This window comes from Mucilaginibacter flavidus, assembly GCF_024055575.1.
In the GTDB taxonomy this organism is placed as follows: domain Bacteria; phylum Bacteroidota; class Bacteroidia; order Sphingobacteriales; family Sphingobacteriaceae; genus Mucilaginibacter; species Mucilaginibacter flavidus.
In genome coordinates this window covers 607,057-623,307 of the sequence record NZ_JAMXOE010000001.1, presented here as the reverse complement: position 1 = coordinate 623,307, position 16,251 = coordinate 607,057, and the positions used below count along the sequence as shown (strand labels likewise).

Below are 16,251 nucleotides of genomic sequence, written 5' to 3'. Positions count from 1 at the left end.
TGGACACGTTCCTTTTTTTGTCCAGTTTTTTGATGTATTATTGCATCATGTTCAGGAAATGGCATAAAACTGGACATATTAACTGATGGCTTACGACAGAAATCAACCTTATAATGAAATTCCTTTGTTGCCGCCACCGGCTCAAATTGAAGATGATATCGACATACTTAAAAAACTGGTTTCGGCATCAAGGGCATTGGCAAGTGCCAATAAAACGGTATTGCGCCTGCCCAACCCAACTATGTTGTTTAACACCATTGCCTTACAGGAAGCGCAAACATCAACTGCCATTGAAAATATTTTTACAACAGAGGACGAGTTATACAAAGCCGTATCGGATACTGTCCAGGAAGATAATGCAAATGTCGCTACCAAAGAGGTTTTACGCTATCGCGAGGCATTGTGGGAAGGTTATCATCTTATAAATGAAAAAAAGGTAATTGATTTTGATAGCGTCATTAGTATTTTCAGGCAAGTAAAAAATACAGTAGCAGGAATCAGGCCTCCGCAATCGCAAACGACTATTAAAAGAGGGCAAAGCGAATTTAGGGCAGGTGAAATTATTTACACGCCACCACGGGGTGCTGGCTTGATTGAAAAATTACTGCACAACTTGCTCGGGTATTTAAATGACGATGAGAAGTACCCGGCCGACCCCTTACTTAAAATGTGTATAGCCCACTACCAGTTTGAAGCGATCCATCCTTTCCAGGACGGGAACGGCCGGACAGGCAGGATATTAAACCTGCTTTACCTCGTAAACAAAGGGTTGCTGTCTCAGCCAACTTTATACCTTTCTAAATACATCATTCTTAATAAAGATGATTACTACTATAATTTAGGCACTGTGACACAACGAGGCGCCTGGAAAGATTGGATATTGTATATGCTTGATGCTGTTGAAAATACAGCGCTACTGACCGAAAAACTTATAACGGAGATATTGACGCAAATGAATGCCACGCTTGAGTATGGCAAATCAAAGATGAAATGGTATAACAAAGAGATCAATGAAGCAATTTTTAGTCAACCATATTTAAAACCACGAATTATTGGGCAATTGATTGAGCGATCGTCGCGCACAACATTATCAAAATACATGACAGATCTGGTAAAGGCCAGAATTTTAACACCTCAAAAAGATGGTAAGGAAGTTTACTATTTAAATGATGATTTGATACGAATACTGAAAGGATAACTGCATCCCAATTGATGCGGTATACTCTACATACATACTATAGTATATAGCATTAAAAAGCCGCTCACCAAATTGGCAGCGGCTTGCTAAAACTTTTTAGTTTGCATGGCTTTTTATCTTGTCATGCTTAATTTCTTCTAAAAAACCATGCTCGTTAATAGCATAATTGGCTTCCGAAGTATCACTATGGTTTCTAGGAATTTTGATTGCCCTGGCCTGTTTTTTATACGGAAATATCACAGGCAAAATTAGCACTGCAAGTAAAGCGCTGATTTCAAGTAGTTCGATAAGCATATATTTTATACTAGTTAAATTAATAGCAAAAAGCACCTATAATTGGTTAGTGTACAGTATTTTATACTGCCCATAATTTTAGGCGGAAGTGCCGATTGCCTAAGCAAAGCTAAATCAATGCCAAATATTTTCATAGCGTTTTAACACTACTTGCAAATTATTAATAAAACCTCGTCAAGCTAAAATTATTTATTTATAAAACACCTTAAGCCTATCATATTGATAAGTTTTTAGCTGTTTAAACGCATTTTTAGTATTTTATATTTTGCTGTTTATAGCTATGGAACTAACGAAATGTCGTCTAATTCTGCGTAAAAAAGTACACATAATGGACTGTTAACCAGTTTACAATTACTTAACATTATGATAACATCTTAGATAATTGTAAACCGTCTCTTTGTAATCAATATTAAATTAACATTATGAAATTGAAAACCATGAAGATTAGTAAGCTTTCCATTTTAGGATTAGCGGTAGCTGCTTCGGCTTTGTTTAGCTGCGGTGGCAATAATACAAAAACAGGTGGCGACAGTACAGCCAAGCCGGCTACAGCATCAACAACCGATGCAAACACATTGCTTGGCGCGGGCAGTACCTTTGTTTACCCGCTTTTCTCAAAGCTATTTGCTGAGTACGATAAGGCAACAGGCGTAAAGGTAAACTACCAGTCGATTGGCTCTGGTGGCGGCATTTTACAGCTTACTAATAAAACTATCGATTTTGGCGACTCGGACGCACCATTAACCGACGATCAGGCTAAAAAAATAGGCGTTGATGTTTTGCATATCCCAATGTGTGCCGGCGCCGTAGTTATCAGCTATAACCTGCCCGACCTGAAAAGCACCTTGAAACTCGACCCGGAAGTGCTTGCCAACATATTTTTAGGCAAAATTACCAAGTGGGACGATGCTGCCATAGCAAAAATAAACCCCGGCGTTAAACTGCCGTCAACCGGTATTTTCATCGCTCACCGCAGCGACGGTAGCGGAACTACCAACATTTTCACTACCTATCTTTCAAAAGTTAGCGCCGACTGGAGCACTAAACCGGGCAAAGGCTCGGCTATAAACTGGCCCGTTGGTCTGGGCGGTAAAGGTAACGAGGGCGTTGCAGGTTTAATAAAACAAACCCCCGGTGCTATTGGCTATATCGAGCTATCATACGCTATCCAAAATAAAATGACCTTTGCCGATTTGAAAAACAAAAGCGGTAATTACATCACCCCGACCGTTGCTTCAACCAGTGCAGCCGGTAATATTACCATACCTGACGATGCAAAAGTTTCGTTAAGCAACACCGATGCAAAAGATGGTTACCCTATCAGCGGTTTAACCTGGGCGCTTATCTACAAAGAACAAAACTACGCTGGCCGCACAAAAGACCGCGCAGATAAAGTAGTAAAACTACTTTGGTGGAACATACACGAAGGCCAAAAATATTGCAACGACTTAAACTATGCACCGCTTTCGACTGCTGCCGTGGCAGTTGCCGAAAAGATTTTAAAGTCAGCAACGTACGACGGAAAAGCTATTCAACAGTAAAGATTAACACGATTTATAATACAGCCTTGCAGATGTTTATTTGCAGGGCCTTTTTATTTGGATAAAATCGGGTACAAATTGGATATATCCGATTAATTTTATCGCAATCATAAATCAATCCATGACCTTCGCCCAAAAAGTAATTCAATTCAATAACCAGCTTGACTTTACAGGCACTTTGCCGCCGGGCATCAACATCATGAACCCTTACAAAGAAAACGGGCAGGCCAGCCGGATTATGCAGGAGTTTTACACCAAATACTATAACGACAATAACAATCGGCATTTAATTTTAGGCATTAACCCCGGTAGGTTTGGCGGAGGCGTTACCGGCGTACCGTTTACTGATTCGAAACGGCTAAAAGCAGTATGCGGCATAAGCTACGAGGGTAAAGAAACACATGAACCCTCATCGGTATTTATTTATGAGATGATAGCCGCCTTTGGCGGTGCTGAGGAATTTTACAGGCACATTTATATCAATTCCATTTGTCCGCTTGGTTTTACAGCTGATACAAAAGACGGCAAAGAAATAAACTACAATTATTACGACAGCAAGGAACTTACCGCTTCGGTTTACGATTTTATAACCTGGAACATTCAAACACAAATAGACCTGGGCTGCTATACCGATACCTGCTTTTGCTTCGGTACCGGCAAAAACGAAACATTTTTACGTAAGCTGAATGATGCGAAAGGGTATTTTAAAAAAATTGTTGCCTTAGAGCATCCACGGTTTATTATGCAGTACAAGGCAAAAACTAAGCAGCAATACATCGATAAATATATTGCTGCTTTTAGAAGTAACATACCTACATTAAACTATAAAGATTCACAAGAACTTTAACTAAAACGTTCTCTTATTTCCCAAACAGAAAGTTTATGCCGGCTTTATAAGCAATTACATGGGCAGCGTAATTTGTGTTGCTTAGTATTGGTGACGAAAACCAATACGAACCAAATATTTCCAGTTTGTTATTTAATAAAACGCCGGCCTTTAAAGGAAACGAATACCACATCTTATCAAACTGCGCATATTTTTTTTCATTCACAACCTGCCCGTCGCTGTACATTGTCAAATAATGGTAATCGTTATAAAACGCGAAATTAAAAGCTACCCCTGCTCCTAAAAACGCCTTGACCCCCGGCGTTGAATAAACGTTGTAAATAAATTGCGGAATAACTGAAATATTTAATTGTTTAACATCCAGACTTGAGTTAATTATAAAAGCACCGGGCGTTGACAGATTGAAATTATAATGATTGGCGGCTGCCATTAACTCCGCTCTGAAAACTACCTTCTGTGTATTTTTATTCAGGATCAAATCCGCCCCGGCTGAAAATTCCGGCGCAGTATGGCTACGGCTGGTGCCATCAGGAAAGGGCCCGTTTTCTCCGCTAAAAGTTAATTTATTTGCTGTAATGCCTGCCCCGGCAAAAAAACGCACTGCTGAAAGCTTATCATGCAAAAACTGTGTGTTTGATCCTCCGTTTATCGTATTTGCGATAGCCTTCAATTCTGTTTCCGAGTAACCGGCCGATTGGATCCGCTGAACTAAGCTTTTGTTGTCTGGCTGATAGGTATATGCAAATGCTAATAACTGCGTCCGGTACGCGTATATAGTTTTTACCGAAGAGTTGTCATCTGCATCCATATAAACAAAATAGTCAAGTTCCTTCAAGCGGCGATCTTTTACGTCTTTAATATAAAATCGTGTTTTAATATTATCGGTTAAATAATAAAGGGATACACCTTTACCCGTAGTTATCGTTCTTAAAAATACCGTATCCGTTACACGGGCTGTATCTACACCAACAGCCAGGCTGCCAACTTCAACATTCCCGGCACTGATACTAACCACGGCGCGTTCAAAGTATTCAAGGCTGGCAATACCAAAAGCCTGAGTGTTACTGATTGTTAACTTTTGGACCGTGCTATTCAGGTTTGTCTTAAAATTGAACGAACGTGGGTTTTGTTTCCATTCCCGGTAGTCAATATATCCCTTTACAGTGTCGTTTTTGAGATTAACAAGGTACCCCGGTTTAAAATTGCTTTGAGCAAAAGATATAAAGGGCAGTAAAATGGATAGCATTACCCATTTTGGTGATTTCTCCATCGTATATATTTGTTGTGATAACGCTTACAGGCAATAAACATAGACATTTTTGGCCGGCAGTTAAAATAACTGCCAGCTTTAATTCGCTTTAAAACCGGGGGATGTATTAAGCGCTATAATCAACCAGTATCTGCCTGGCCTCGCCTAATCCGTCAATTCCCAATTCAATCACATCACCGGCTTTTAAATACACAGGCGGCTTCATTCCCAGGGCCACTCCGGCAGGTGTACCGGTTGATATAATATCGCCAGGTAATAAAGTCATGAACTGGCTGGTGTACGAAATTAAGTGCGGGATATTAAATATAAAGTTCGAGGTATTGCCATCCTGCATGGTTTTGCCGTTAACTTTTAGCCAAAGGCGCAGGTTATGCGGGTCGGCAATTTCGTCTTTGGTGGCAAAGAATGGGCCTATAGGGGCGAACGTATCGCAGCCTTTTCCCTTATCCCAGGTACCGCCTCGCTCAATCTGGAATTCGCGTTCAGATACATCGTTATGCAATACATAGCCTGCCACATAATCCATTGCATCTTCTTCGCTTACATAGCTCGCTTTTTTGCCGATAACAATTGCCAGCTCCACTTCCCAATCAGTTTTTACAGAGTTTTTTGGGATGATGATATTATCAAAGGGGCCGGTAATTGCCGTGGTCGATTTCATAAATATCACCGGCTCGGTAGGAGGGGTGGCATTGGTTTCCCTGGCATGGTCGATATAGTTTAAACCGATGCAAACAATTTTTGATGGTCTGCCCAGCGGACAACCCAGGCGTACATCTTCTGTAATTTCAGGCAGCAGGCTATCCTCTAAAAAATAGATTAAACGGGTTAAGCCATCGTTTTCAAAAAATGATTCGCCATAATCCTCGCCAAAAGCAGAAGTGTCGTATTTTTTATCGTTGATGATCACACCGGTTTTTTCTTTGCCGGCCTCACCAAATCTGATTAATTTCATGTGTGTTGTTTTTATACTATAAATCCGAAATCGAAATTTCGAAATCCGAAATCAATTTTAGTTGTTTAATGTAATAAAGCCCCCATCAATCGGGTAATCAGTTCCGGTTATAAACCCTGCTTCGTCTGAGCAAAGGTATAAGGCAAGCGCTGCAATTTCTTCAGATTTTGCCATCCTGCCGATAGGCTGTGATTTGGATAGTTTTTCAAATATCTCGGCTTCCTGCCCGGCGTAGTTTTTGGCGATAAAGCCATCAACAAAGGGTGTGTGCACCCGTGCCGGCGATATACTATTGCACCTGATGTTCTCATTCAGATAATCGCGCGCTACCGACAGAGTCATGGCGTGGATGGCGCCTTTGCTGGTAGAGTAGGCAAATCTGTCGGTTATACCCACATGCGCCGCTACCGATGCCGTGTTTAGTATCACCCCGCCCTTATTGGCTTTCATAATAGGTAACGCAGCAAACAGGCAGTTGTATACACCCTTTACGTTCACATTGTATATCCTGTCGAAATCAGCTTCACTGGTGTTATCGGCTTTGCCTATGTGGGCTATGCCTGCATTGTTTATCAATATGTCGATTTTCCCAATTGAATTAAAGACATCTAAAACCTGCTGCTGATTGCTTACATCGCATTTATGTACCGCCGCATTGCCGCCAGCTGCTTTTATTTCGGTTACGGTATCATTTGCGGCTTCCTCGTTCAGCTCAATGATATGTACGCTCGCACCTTGCGCTGCAAATAGTACCGACATTGCTTTGCCTATCCCGCTGCCACCGCCGGTTATTATTACTTGTTTATTGGTTAGTTTGAACATTAGGGCCTCCCAACCCTCCCTAACGGGAGGGCTTTTTTGTTTGTGTAAAAAATACAATCCGTCATGCTATTCAAAAGTCTCCCCTTCAGGGGAGATTTAGAGGGGCATCTATAACGATATCCCCCTCTTCCACGGTATCCAATCATCCTGCCCTAAGCGCACCGATGCCGGTTCTGCTTCGCCGCTGGCTACTTGTATTACGTAATCCAGTATGCGTTCGCCGGCTTGCTGTATGGTTTCGTCGCCCTCTATAATGGTACCGCAGTTAATGTCGATGATATCCGGCATTTTTAAAGCCGTTGTGGTATTTGTCGATAACTTGATAACCGGCGTTACCGGGTTACCTGTTGGGGTTCCAAGCCCGGTTGTAAACAGTACAATATTCGCTCCTGCTGCTACTTCTGCCGTCGTGCTCTCTACATCGCTGCCGGGGGTGCAAAGTAAATTTAATCCGGGTTTTGATACTTTGGCGGGATAATCAAGCACATCTGCAACCGGCGATGTGCCACCTTTTTTAGCCGCCCCAGCCGATTTAATAGCATCCGTTATCAATCCGTCCCTTATATTGCCCGGTGATGGGTTGGCGTAAAAGCCCGAGCCATCAGCCTCTGCACGCTTGTTATAGGTGGTCATCAGCTGCATAAAGTAATTGGCTTTATCCTCATCCATACAGCGGTCGCTCAGTTCCTGCTCTACGCCGCACAATTCAGGGAACTCTGATAATATCACCGAGCCGCCCATAGTCACTAATAGATCGCTCACATAGCCTAATGCCGGGTTTGCTGATATGCCCGAAAATCCATCCGAACCACCACACTCCAGCCCTATGCAAAGTTTTGATAGTGGCGCAGGTGTCCGTCCGGTTTGGTTGGCCTGCATCAGGCCGGCAAAGGTTTGTTTGAGAGCCTGCTTTAACAGGTCGCTTTCGGTGCCTACTTTTTGCTGCTCCAGTATTACCAGCGGCTTACTGAAGTTGGCATCGCGTACTTTTATTTCCTGCTCCAGTATGCTTACCTGTGCATTCTGGCAGCCAAGACTCAATATAGTTGCACCCGCTACATTGGGGTGCGTAATATACCCTGCAATCAGCCCGCACAAAGTTTGTGCATCGCTGCGGGTACAGCCACAACCCATTTCGTGAGTCAGGAATTTGATCCCGTCAATATTCTTAAAAAACTTCTTCGAGCCAGCCTTGTCCGCAGAGTCCTCAATATCGGCATTCAATATTTCTTCAACGGATTTTCCCGCCTGGTACAGTCTCATCAACTGGTCAACATCACCATCGTAATTTTTTGCTTTTTTGTAGCCAAGTTTATCTACCAAAGCATCTTTCAATACATCAATATTGCGGTTCTCACAAAATACCAGCGGCACCACAATCCAGTAATTACCGGTACCTACCGAGCCATCCGCCCGGTGATACCCGTTAAAGGTTTTGCCTTTATATTTGCTTGCATCCGGCTGCTGCCAGTCCAGCTTGCGTTTGCCAAGGTGGAACTCGCCCGAGGCATGGTGCACGGTTTGGGTGCTTATGGGACCACCTTGTGGAATTTCCACTGTGGCTTTACCCACCAGTACGCCATACATAAATATTTCATCGCCGGGTTGCAGCGCGTTTATACTGAATTTGTGCTTGGCATCAACCTTTTCAGTTAGTTTAAAGGTTTGGCCCTCAAAATTTATTTCAGTTGCCTGTTGCAGGTTTTGCAGGGCCACCAAAACGTTATCTTTCGGGTGGATGCGGATATAACTATGTTTCTGTGTCGACATTCTTAAATCTTAATTCAATTATTGCAGCGTAAGTTCCACTACAGGTATTTCGTATTGCGGCTTTTTGGCGGGCAAAGTTAATATCAAATCATCCGGATTACCTGGCGATGGTTTGTATAACAACTCCGACGCATCATTTAAAAACGCTGCATATTTAATTTTACCTGCATAGCCCGGCAAAGTTACTGTGCCGCCCTGCGGATAATAGTACAAATGTACATACAGCTTTTTGGTTTTGGCGTTGTAGGTCAGCTTATCATTTTCGGGCACCTTGTAGGTATCGGGCGCGTAGGTGCAATTGTAAATGGCGCGGTTGTTGGCATGCATCCAATAGGCCATGCTGTCCAAAGCGCGGGTTGCGCGGTAGTCAAACTCGCCGCGGGCGGTTGGCCCAACGTTTAGTATCAGGTTGCCGCCGTTGCTTACCGACGTTATAAGCAAATCGAGCAGCTGGCGGTGTGTTTTCCAGGTGTTTTCGTCGCGATAATAACCCCACGATCCGCTGAAGGTTTGGCAGGTTTCCCATGTTTTGCCGCGATATTTCGCCAGTTCGTCGGTGCCCACCTGCTCGGGGGTTTCGAAGTCGGCGCCATCTTTATATTCCTCCAGGTTAAGGCGGTTATCGATGATGATGCCAGGCTGCAGCTTGCGGATCAGCTTTATCAGCTCCACCGAGCCCCAGTCGTCCTTGCCTTTACCGTGCCCGTCTTTACGGGGGAACGAAAAATCAAGCCAGATGATATCAATTTTACCATAGTTGGTTAACAACTCTGTTATCTGGTTGCGCATGTACTGGCGGTATTTGGCCATATCGCGGCCCTTGTTCATCCGCTCATAGCTGGCGTCGCTTTTGTCTGCAGGCGACTGCGGATGAATATCATCAATCGTATAATTCGGGTGGTGCCAGTCAAGCAGAGAATAGTAGAAACCCACTTTCAAACCCTCTGCGCGGTAGGCGTTTACATACTCGCGCACCAGGTCGCGTTTGGCAGCTGTGTTGGTGGCTTTATAGTCAGTATATTTCGAGTCGAACAGGCAGAAGCCCTCGTGGTGCTTGGTGGTGAGCACAGCGTACTTCATGCCGGCAACTTTGGCGGTTTTTGCCCATTTTTTTGGGTCGAAAGAATCCGGGTTAAACTGGTCGAAATACTTTTGGTATCCAGCATTGTCGATCTTTTCGTTATGCTTTACCCACTCGTGCCTGGCAGCGCCGCTGTACAATCCCCAATGGATAAACATGCCGAAGCGACCGTCTGTCCACCACTCCATGCGTTTTTTCTTTTGCGCATCAGTTTCGTTACCGATACTTTTTTGGGCGAAGGTGGTGCCGGTTATTACCATAAGCAACAGCAGCAGCGACAGTTTTTTTAGGTTCATTGGTGGTTTATTTATTGGTTAGTAATTATAAAACTTTGTCATTGCGAGCGAGGATCGAGCGCGGCAACCGCGAACTTTACAGGGCGGACTTGCATAGTTCGCTGTTGCTTCGTTCCTCGTAATGACAAGCGGGTTAAAGTTCAAATATCTTATTCATCAGCACCCATTTCTCGCCCTTCATAGCTTTTTTAAGCGGCTGCTGGTAGTTCCACATCAAATCCTCCCATTCCTGCACTTTGGCGTTGCCGGCATCCATTTGGCCTTTGCGCTCAAAGCTGAAAGTGTCATCAACCTCCATAATCATAAACAGGCGCGTATCAAAACGGTAAATCTCCATGCCGGTAATGCCGGCGCCGGTAATGCTCTCCCTTATCTCGGGCCAGATAGCCTCGTGGTAGCGTTCGTACTCGGCAATCAGGGCAATGTCGTCTTTTAAATCAAGGGTTAAACAATATCTGGGCATAATTGGCGGATGTAATTGTCAATAGTACAAGTATAGGAAGAATAGGTGAAAGGTAAAAGCTGAAAGGTGAAAGGTTTTTGGGGAGGGGGAGTCCACCGCATCGTCAATTGTGAGGAGCGGTCCGCCAGTTGGTTGACTGCGCAGGACAATCTACGAACCTTAAGGTTGTAGGTAGAAAAGAGCCGTGACCCACTTCTTTGGTCTGCCTGGATACTAACGTCAACGTCCGGGCATAACTGGCGTTACAGTCCATTAAAGTATATTTATTTCTTTTTAGTTTAATAAATTAAAATAAAAAACAATATTGTAATAGGTATGTTACATAATGATACATAAGTAAATATAAATCGTTATGAAAAAGATCAGTTTAATATTATTATTAGCAGGCTTGGTTTGGACAGTCCAAACTGCGCAGGCCCAAACCCAGGACACGACAAAAAATAAGATCGAAATTAAAAAGAAGGTTAGAAAAGGCTCCCACGGGCGTACAATAACCAAAATTAAGATGACCGGCACAGGAACCCCCGGTGCTATCAACGATGCTGCCGAGAGTGCCGTAACCGGCCATTCAAAGCCGCAACCCGTACCAGCACCGACAGTGGTAACCCCACCACCGCCGGCAACCGAACCCGTTGCACCAACAGTAGTTGTAGTACATGATACTGTACGTACGCCTGCTCCTGCACCCGTTGCTGTACCTGCTCCCACACCTACTACAACCGAGGTAACTACCACTACCGAAACCAAACCGGCTGTTGCCGCTAATGTAAGTACGCACCATGTTACGCGTACTTCAACAACTCATAAGCCGGTACATACTTACCACAGAACTTACAAAAAAACAGCGGTTGCAACACCCGCCACAAAAACTACTACCACTACTAAAGTTACAAAAACTGAGTAATGATCCGGTCTAAAAAAAGACCTGCGCTTTTGCCAGCTATACAACGGGACTATCAATGATGATGGTCCCGTTTTTTTATAACGTCATATTTTTCTTCTCAACCTGGCGGGGTATACGGTGTAAGTCCAAAGAGGTACCTGCGTCACGCATGCTTAGCAGTAAAATATTGTAGTAAGTAAAATGCCTGTCCGGCTTTGTCCGCAACCACCCATTCCCCAAACCGGACGGACAAGTTTCCGAACCCGGATTAAACAGATTAAGAGATTCACCGGATTTTTATTTGAGGTATTATCACCTATCGGCTCATAATTGGCTCTTATCGGCTCATATCGGCTCAAAATGTTTTGTTTTTATTATATTTGTGTAATGAATAAGGTTAATGTACATACCGAAACGCTGGATTTGAATTGGCAACTGATTAATTTGATCAGTGAAATCGATCGCTTTGATGCATCATGGCAAGCCATTGAACGGCGGGAAGGTCAAAGCTTGAAAGAATTAAAGTCTATTGCCACGGTCAGGAGCGTAGGTGCTTCCACACGGATTGAAGGTTCAAAGCTGAGCGATGAAGAGGTAAATGTTCTTTTAAAGAATATAGACATTACAAAATTAGAAGAGCGCGACCAGCAGGAGGTGGTGGGTTATTTCGAGGTTTTGGATTTAATAGACGAAAATTATGAAGCTATATCCGTCTCCGGAAATGATTTGAAAAATATTCACAATCAACTGCTAAAATACAGTACTAAGGATGCATGGCACAAGGGTAATTATAAGCAACACACAAACGCTGTGGAAGCTCATTTACCTGACGGAACTACCCAAATCATTTTTCAGACAACTCCCCCCGGTTTCCCTACAGAGGATGCCATGCGCGAAATGGTCTCCTGGTACGCAGCGGATTTAGATACCCATGCATTAGTAAAAAGCGCACTTTTTTGTTATGAGTTTGTATCGATTCACCCGTTCCAGGATGGCAACGGGCGACTTAGCCGTCTGCTAGCGACATTATTGCTAAGAAAAAACGGTTATCAGTGGATTAGGTATGTAAGTTTTGAACATGAGATAGAAAGTCGGAAGACGGAATATTACCGGGTTTTGAGAGCTTGCCAATCTCAAAGACCAGGTGAGGATATTACTGAATGGATTGTATTCTTTTTATCATGTATCGGAAATATACAAAAGTCCTTAATGCAAAAACTAGATGCTTATGGTGTAGCGCAAAGGATTTCAGTCAGAGAAAAACAGTTGCTGTACATTATTGAAAGCAATCCTGGCATCAAAACCAGCGAAATTGCCAACAAACTTGGTGTTTCTAATTCGACGATCAAAAGAATGCTTGATAGTCTGATTACCGCGAAATTGATAGAAAGACAAGGAGTAGGACCGGGATCATATTACACCCTGTTATAATTGGCCCAAAATCGGCTCTTATCGGCTCAAAATGTTTTGTTTTACCCGTCAGATAGGCATCCTCTAATCCTATAATCAAGCGAATCATGGTTCAGACAACTGCGACAACCCAACCTAAAACTCCTCCCACACTCACGCTGTTAACATTAAATTAACACAATGATAATGCTGTATTAACCACTTAGCCTGTACCTTTGTATACCCTTGTAAGCAGTTTATTATTAACACTATTAACGCTAATCAACCATGGAAACTAAGGCAAATATCGACATCAAAAACCGCGAAATCTCTCAAATAAAGGCTAATTCTGAAGATGAATACTGGGCAAAAAAATACAATGTTTCTGCCGAGGAGCTGAAAGAAACCGGTAATGCGCTAAGCAGCATCCAGGAGCGGATTTTAAAAATCACCACTAAAAATAAGAGCTTCAGCTTTTAAGTATCCCAAAGCTTTTATTAGCTTCCCAGGGTATTACTTTAATAAGCAAACATATTATGCCGGCGCTGGTTTATATTAAACTGGCCCCGGCTTTTTTATTTGCGCTTATTTTTATTTTACTATAGCAACTTCAGAAACGCTACAGAATAAATGCTTATACTCGCAAATAAGTAAAAAGCAGGCTTATAATACTTTATAGCTGTATAAATACGTTTGTGTAATTCTTATTATCTATTTATTGTTTATATTATTTTGTTACCTATTTGCTGGATTAGTGCAGGCGTGTTAGCTTTCTACCGTAAAAATATTTTTAATTGGTTAATGCTTTTTAATAAAAGCCGGGCAGCAACACTGGGTTGTTTTTGCCTGCTGTTGCTTGCATTAAACGTTACTGCCCAAAAAACCGATACCCTTAAAAAATCAAAGGACACCTTAAAAACCAGTGCCGATACCGCGCATAAAGCCGCCGTACAGCCCCTGGTAACTACCCGGGTTACCGGCCATGTGCTTGATGCTGCCACAGGCAAGCCGCTATCATACGTTAACGTAAACTTTACTGGCACCTCCACCGGCGCCAATACCGATTCGCTGGGGAAATTCGACCTTATTGCCGAAGGCTCGTTTACTTCGGTTACGTTTTCGCACATGGGGTACCAATCCATAGTGAAAAGCATTAAGCCCGGGCAGGAAAATGCACTGAATGTAAGTCTGCGCGGCAGCCAAACCCAGCTTAAGGGGGTAACCATAACCTCGGCAAAAAAAGAAAAATACCGCAACAAGGGCAATCCGGCCGTGTCGCTTATCCAGCAGATCATCAACCATAAAGATGAAAACCGCATGGAAAGCGCCGCCTACCTGCAATATAACCAGTATGAGCGGATAGGTTTGTCGTTTTTTAACCTGCCGCAAAAATTTATTAACGGCAAATTTTTCAGCAAGTATAAATTTATGCTGGATACCACCGCCAATATCGACGGACAGAAACAAACCCTGCTGCCTGTTTTATTAAGCGAGAAGCTGTCGGACATTTATCACCGCAAAGAACCTTCAAAAGATATCCAGGTATTAACGGCGCAAAAGCAGATCAACATCATCAAGTTTATTGATACCGCCGGGTTGGACGTTTACTTAAATCGCTTGTATGGCAATAATCTCGACATTTATTCAAACAACGTCTTTATCATAGCCAGCCAGTTTTTAAGCCCCATTGCCGACCATTCGCCCAATTATTACAAGTTTTTTATAGCTGATACCATTAATACGCCGGCAGGCAAGCAGGTTGAAGTGATGTTTACCCCCCGCACCAAAGGCGACCTGCTTTTTGAAGGCAAACTGGTAGTTACGCTCGACGGGCACTACGCGGTTACGGCCTGTGAGATGAACGTAAACAAGGAGATCAACATCAACTTTATGCGCAGCCTCAAAATCAGGCTCGATTTTGTGCAGCAGCCCGGCGGCAGGTATTACCTCACCAAAAGCGATGTAAAAGCCGATTTTGGCCTCTCGAAAAAGAAAGGCTGGGGCGTTATAGGCCAGCGAACGGTCAGTTATACAGGCTACAAACTTAATACGCCGCAGCCCGAAGAATTTTATAAGGGCAAAGACCTTCAAATTGCCCCGAATGTAAACCGCGCAGATACAGCCTTCTGGGCCGCCCATCGTACTGATACGCTCAGCAGGCAGCAGTCACAGGTATACAGCAACGTAAACAAGCTTGGGCAAATGGCATCGTTTAAGCGAACCATGTGGATAGCATCAACCCTTACGAGTGGTTATGCCGATTTTGGGTGGGTACAGGTAGGGCCGATAGGGCAGTTCTTTTCATTTAACAGCCAGGAGGGCCTGCGTTTCGAGGGTGGGGCGCGCACTACGCCAAAACTTGACAGCATGTTTTACATGGAAGGTTATGGCGCCATCGGCACAAAGGACAAAAAGATAAAGCTGGATGCGATTGCCTACCTGAGTTTAAACAAAGTGGCGCCCTACAGGTTCCCCAACGATTATTTTAAAATAAGCTTTTTGTATGATGTTGATGTCCCGGGGCATACCTTCTCGATAAGCAACCGCCAGGCGGCGTTTTCGTCGTTCCAAACCGGTAAAACAAATTACTGGCTTTACAGCGGTATTTTCAAGCTTGAGTATGTGAAGGATTTTGAAAATCACCTCTCGTACCGCGTTACCTTAAAAACCTGGAACCAGGCACCGGCAGCACAATTGGTTTATCAATTTAACGATGGGGTAAATAAGGTAGTGCACGATTTAACCACCAGCGAGCTTGATGTGCACCTGCGCTACGCCCCACACGAGCAAATTATACAAGGTAGCCAGGACCGGCACACCATTTACAGCAAGTATCCTATTTTTGATTTGCAGGTAAACCGCGGTTTCAAAAGCTTTTTGTATGGCTCGTACGCATTTACCGACCTGGGATTAAATATTTATAAACGATTTTACTTTTCGCAGCTTGGCTATGCCGATGTTACCGTAATAGGCGGCTATGTGCAGGGCAAGGTGCCTTTCCCGCTGCTGAACATCAGTCCGGCCAACCAATCTTTGGCTTACGACCGGGATGGTTACAACCGCATGAACTATCTTGAATTTGTAAGCGACCATTACGTGGGCCTTAATTTTACCCAAAGCTTTAACGGCTTTTTCCTGAACAAAATACCGCTGATTGAGCACCTTAAATGGCGCGAATACCTGTCGGGCAAAATATTATATGGTGGCCTGCGCGATGAAAATAATCCCGCAATAACCAAAGGCCTTTACCGGTTTCCACCGGCCACAAATGGCGCATACGGCACCTATGCCCTGGGCAGCACACCCTATATTGAAGCAGGGGCGGGTGTAGGCAACATATTTAAGTTTTTACGGGTTGATTTAATCAGACGGTTCAATTACCTGGACCATCCCGGCGCCTCCAGGTACGGTATCAAATTTAGCTTTAGCCCTGATTTTTAAA

At 43.6% G+C, this 16,251-nt stretch carries 14 protein-coding genes; 7 read left to right on the top strand and 7 right to left on the bottom strand.

The window, feature by feature from the left end; translation table 11 throughout:
- Positions 1-85 precede the first annotated feature (85 nt).
- Positions 86-1,198 carry a Fic family protein gene (locus tag NAF19_RS02830; RefSeq protein WP_252788231.1) on the top strand — a complete coding sequence of 371 codons (1,113 nt, stop codon included), beginning with the start codon at positions 86-88 and terminating at the stop codon, positions 1,196-1,198.
- Between the two features lie 96 nt (positions 1,199-1,294).
- On the opposite strand, the gene NAF19_RS02825 is transcribed toward NAF19_RS02830, so the two are convergent.
- Positions 1,295-1,492 carry a hypothetical protein gene (locus NAF19_RS02825; RefSeq protein ID WP_252788230.1) on the bottom strand — a complete coding sequence of 66 codons (198 nt, stop codon included), beginning with the start codon at positions 1,490-1,492 and terminating at the stop codon, positions 1,295-1,297.
- 422 nt (positions 1,493-1,914) lie between these two features.
- Here NAF19_RS02825 and pstS point away from each other — a divergent pair, with 422 nt between their 5' ends.
- Both pstS and NAF19_RS02815 read left to right on the top strand, forming a co-directional pair.
- Complete coding sequence (pstS, locus tag NAF19_RS02820; RefSeq protein ID WP_252788229.1) at positions 1,915-3,033, top strand: phosphate ABC transporter substrate-binding protein PstS; 1,119 nt, start codon at positions 1,915-1,917, stop codon at positions 3,031-3,033.
- A gap of 121 nt (positions 3,034-3,154) precedes the next feature.
- Positions 3,155-3,880 carry a uracil-DNA glycosylase family protein gene (locus NAF19_RS02815; RefSeq protein ID WP_252788228.1) on the top strand — a complete coding sequence of 242 codons (726 nt, stop codon included), beginning with the start codon at positions 3,155-3,157 and terminating at the stop codon, positions 3,878-3,880.
- 13 nt (positions 3,881-3,893) lie between these two features.
- Here NAF19_RS02815 and NAF19_RS02810 read toward each other — a convergent pair whose 3' ends face one another.
- From NAF19_RS02810 to NAF19_RS02785, 6 genes are all read right to left on the bottom strand, one after another.
- On the bottom strand, positions 3,894-5,150 hold the full coding sequence (locus NAF19_RS02810) for a hypothetical protein (RefSeq protein WP_252788227.1): 1,257 nt from the start codon (positions 5,148-5,150) through the stop codon (positions 3,894-3,896).
- Positions 5,151-5,256: 106 nt separating this feature from the next.
- Positions 5,257-6,105, bottom strand: coding sequence for a fumarylacetoacetate hydrolase family protein (locus NAF19_RS02805; protein ID WP_252788226.1), 849 nt, complete (start codon positions 6,103-6,105; stop codon positions 5,257-5,259).
- Positions 6,106-6,162: 57 nt separating this feature from the next.
- Positions 6,163-6,927 carry an SDR family NAD(P)-dependent oxidoreductase gene (locus NAF19_RS02800; RefSeq protein ID WP_252788225.1) on the bottom strand — a complete coding sequence of 255 codons (765 nt, stop codon included), beginning with the start codon at positions 6,925-6,927 and terminating at the stop codon, positions 6,163-6,165.
- Positions 6,928-7,035: 108 nt separating this feature from the next.
- Positions 7,036-8,697 (bottom strand): UxaA family hydrolase, encoded by a 1,662-nt coding sequence (locus tag NAF19_RS02795; RefSeq protein WP_252788224.1) that lies wholly within the window; start codon positions 8,695-8,697, stop codon positions 7,036-7,038.
- 18 nt (positions 8,698-8,715) lie between these two features.
- Positions 8,716-10,074: an alpha-L-fucosidase gene (locus NAF19_RS02790; RefSeq protein ID WP_252788223.1), complete on the bottom strand. Its 1,359-nt coding sequence runs from the start codon at positions 10,072-10,074 to the stop codon at positions 8,716-8,718.
- Between the two features lie 133 nt (positions 10,075-10,207).
- Positions 10,208-10,537: an L-rhamnose mutarotase gene (locus tag NAF19_RS02785; RefSeq protein ID WP_252788222.1), complete on the bottom strand. Its 330-nt coding sequence runs from the start codon at positions 10,535-10,537 to the stop codon at positions 10,208-10,210.
- A gap of 352 nt (positions 10,538-10,889) precedes the next feature.
- Here NAF19_RS02785 and NAF19_RS02780 point away from each other — a divergent pair, with 352 nt between their 5' ends.
- From NAF19_RS02780 to NAF19_RS02765, 4 genes are all read left to right on the top strand, one after another.
- Complete coding sequence (locus tag NAF19_RS02780; protein ID WP_252788221.1) at positions 10,890-11,441, top strand: hypothetical protein; 552 nt, start codon at positions 10,890-10,892, stop codon at positions 11,439-11,441.
- Between the two features lie 366 nt (positions 11,442-11,807).
- Positions 11,808-12,851 (top strand): Fic family protein, encoded by a 1,044-nt coding sequence (locus NAF19_RS02775; RefSeq protein WP_252788220.1) that lies wholly within the window; start codon positions 11,808-11,810, stop codon positions 12,849-12,851.
- Between the two features lie 246 nt (positions 12,852-13,097).
- The gene (locus tag NAF19_RS02770; protein WP_252788219.1) at positions 13,098-13,289 is read left to right on the top strand and encodes a hypothetical protein; all 192 of its coding nucleotides are present in this window, start codon (positions 13,098-13,100) and stop codon (positions 13,287-13,289) included.
- A 321-nt stretch (positions 13,290-13,610) separates the two neighbouring features.
- On the top strand, positions 13,611-16,250 hold the full coding sequence (locus tag NAF19_RS02765) for a DUF5686 and carboxypeptidase-like regulatory domain-containing protein (RefSeq protein WP_252788218.1): 2,640 nt from the start codon (positions 13,611-13,613) through the stop codon (positions 16,248-16,250).
- Position 16,251: the final 1 nt, after the last annotated feature.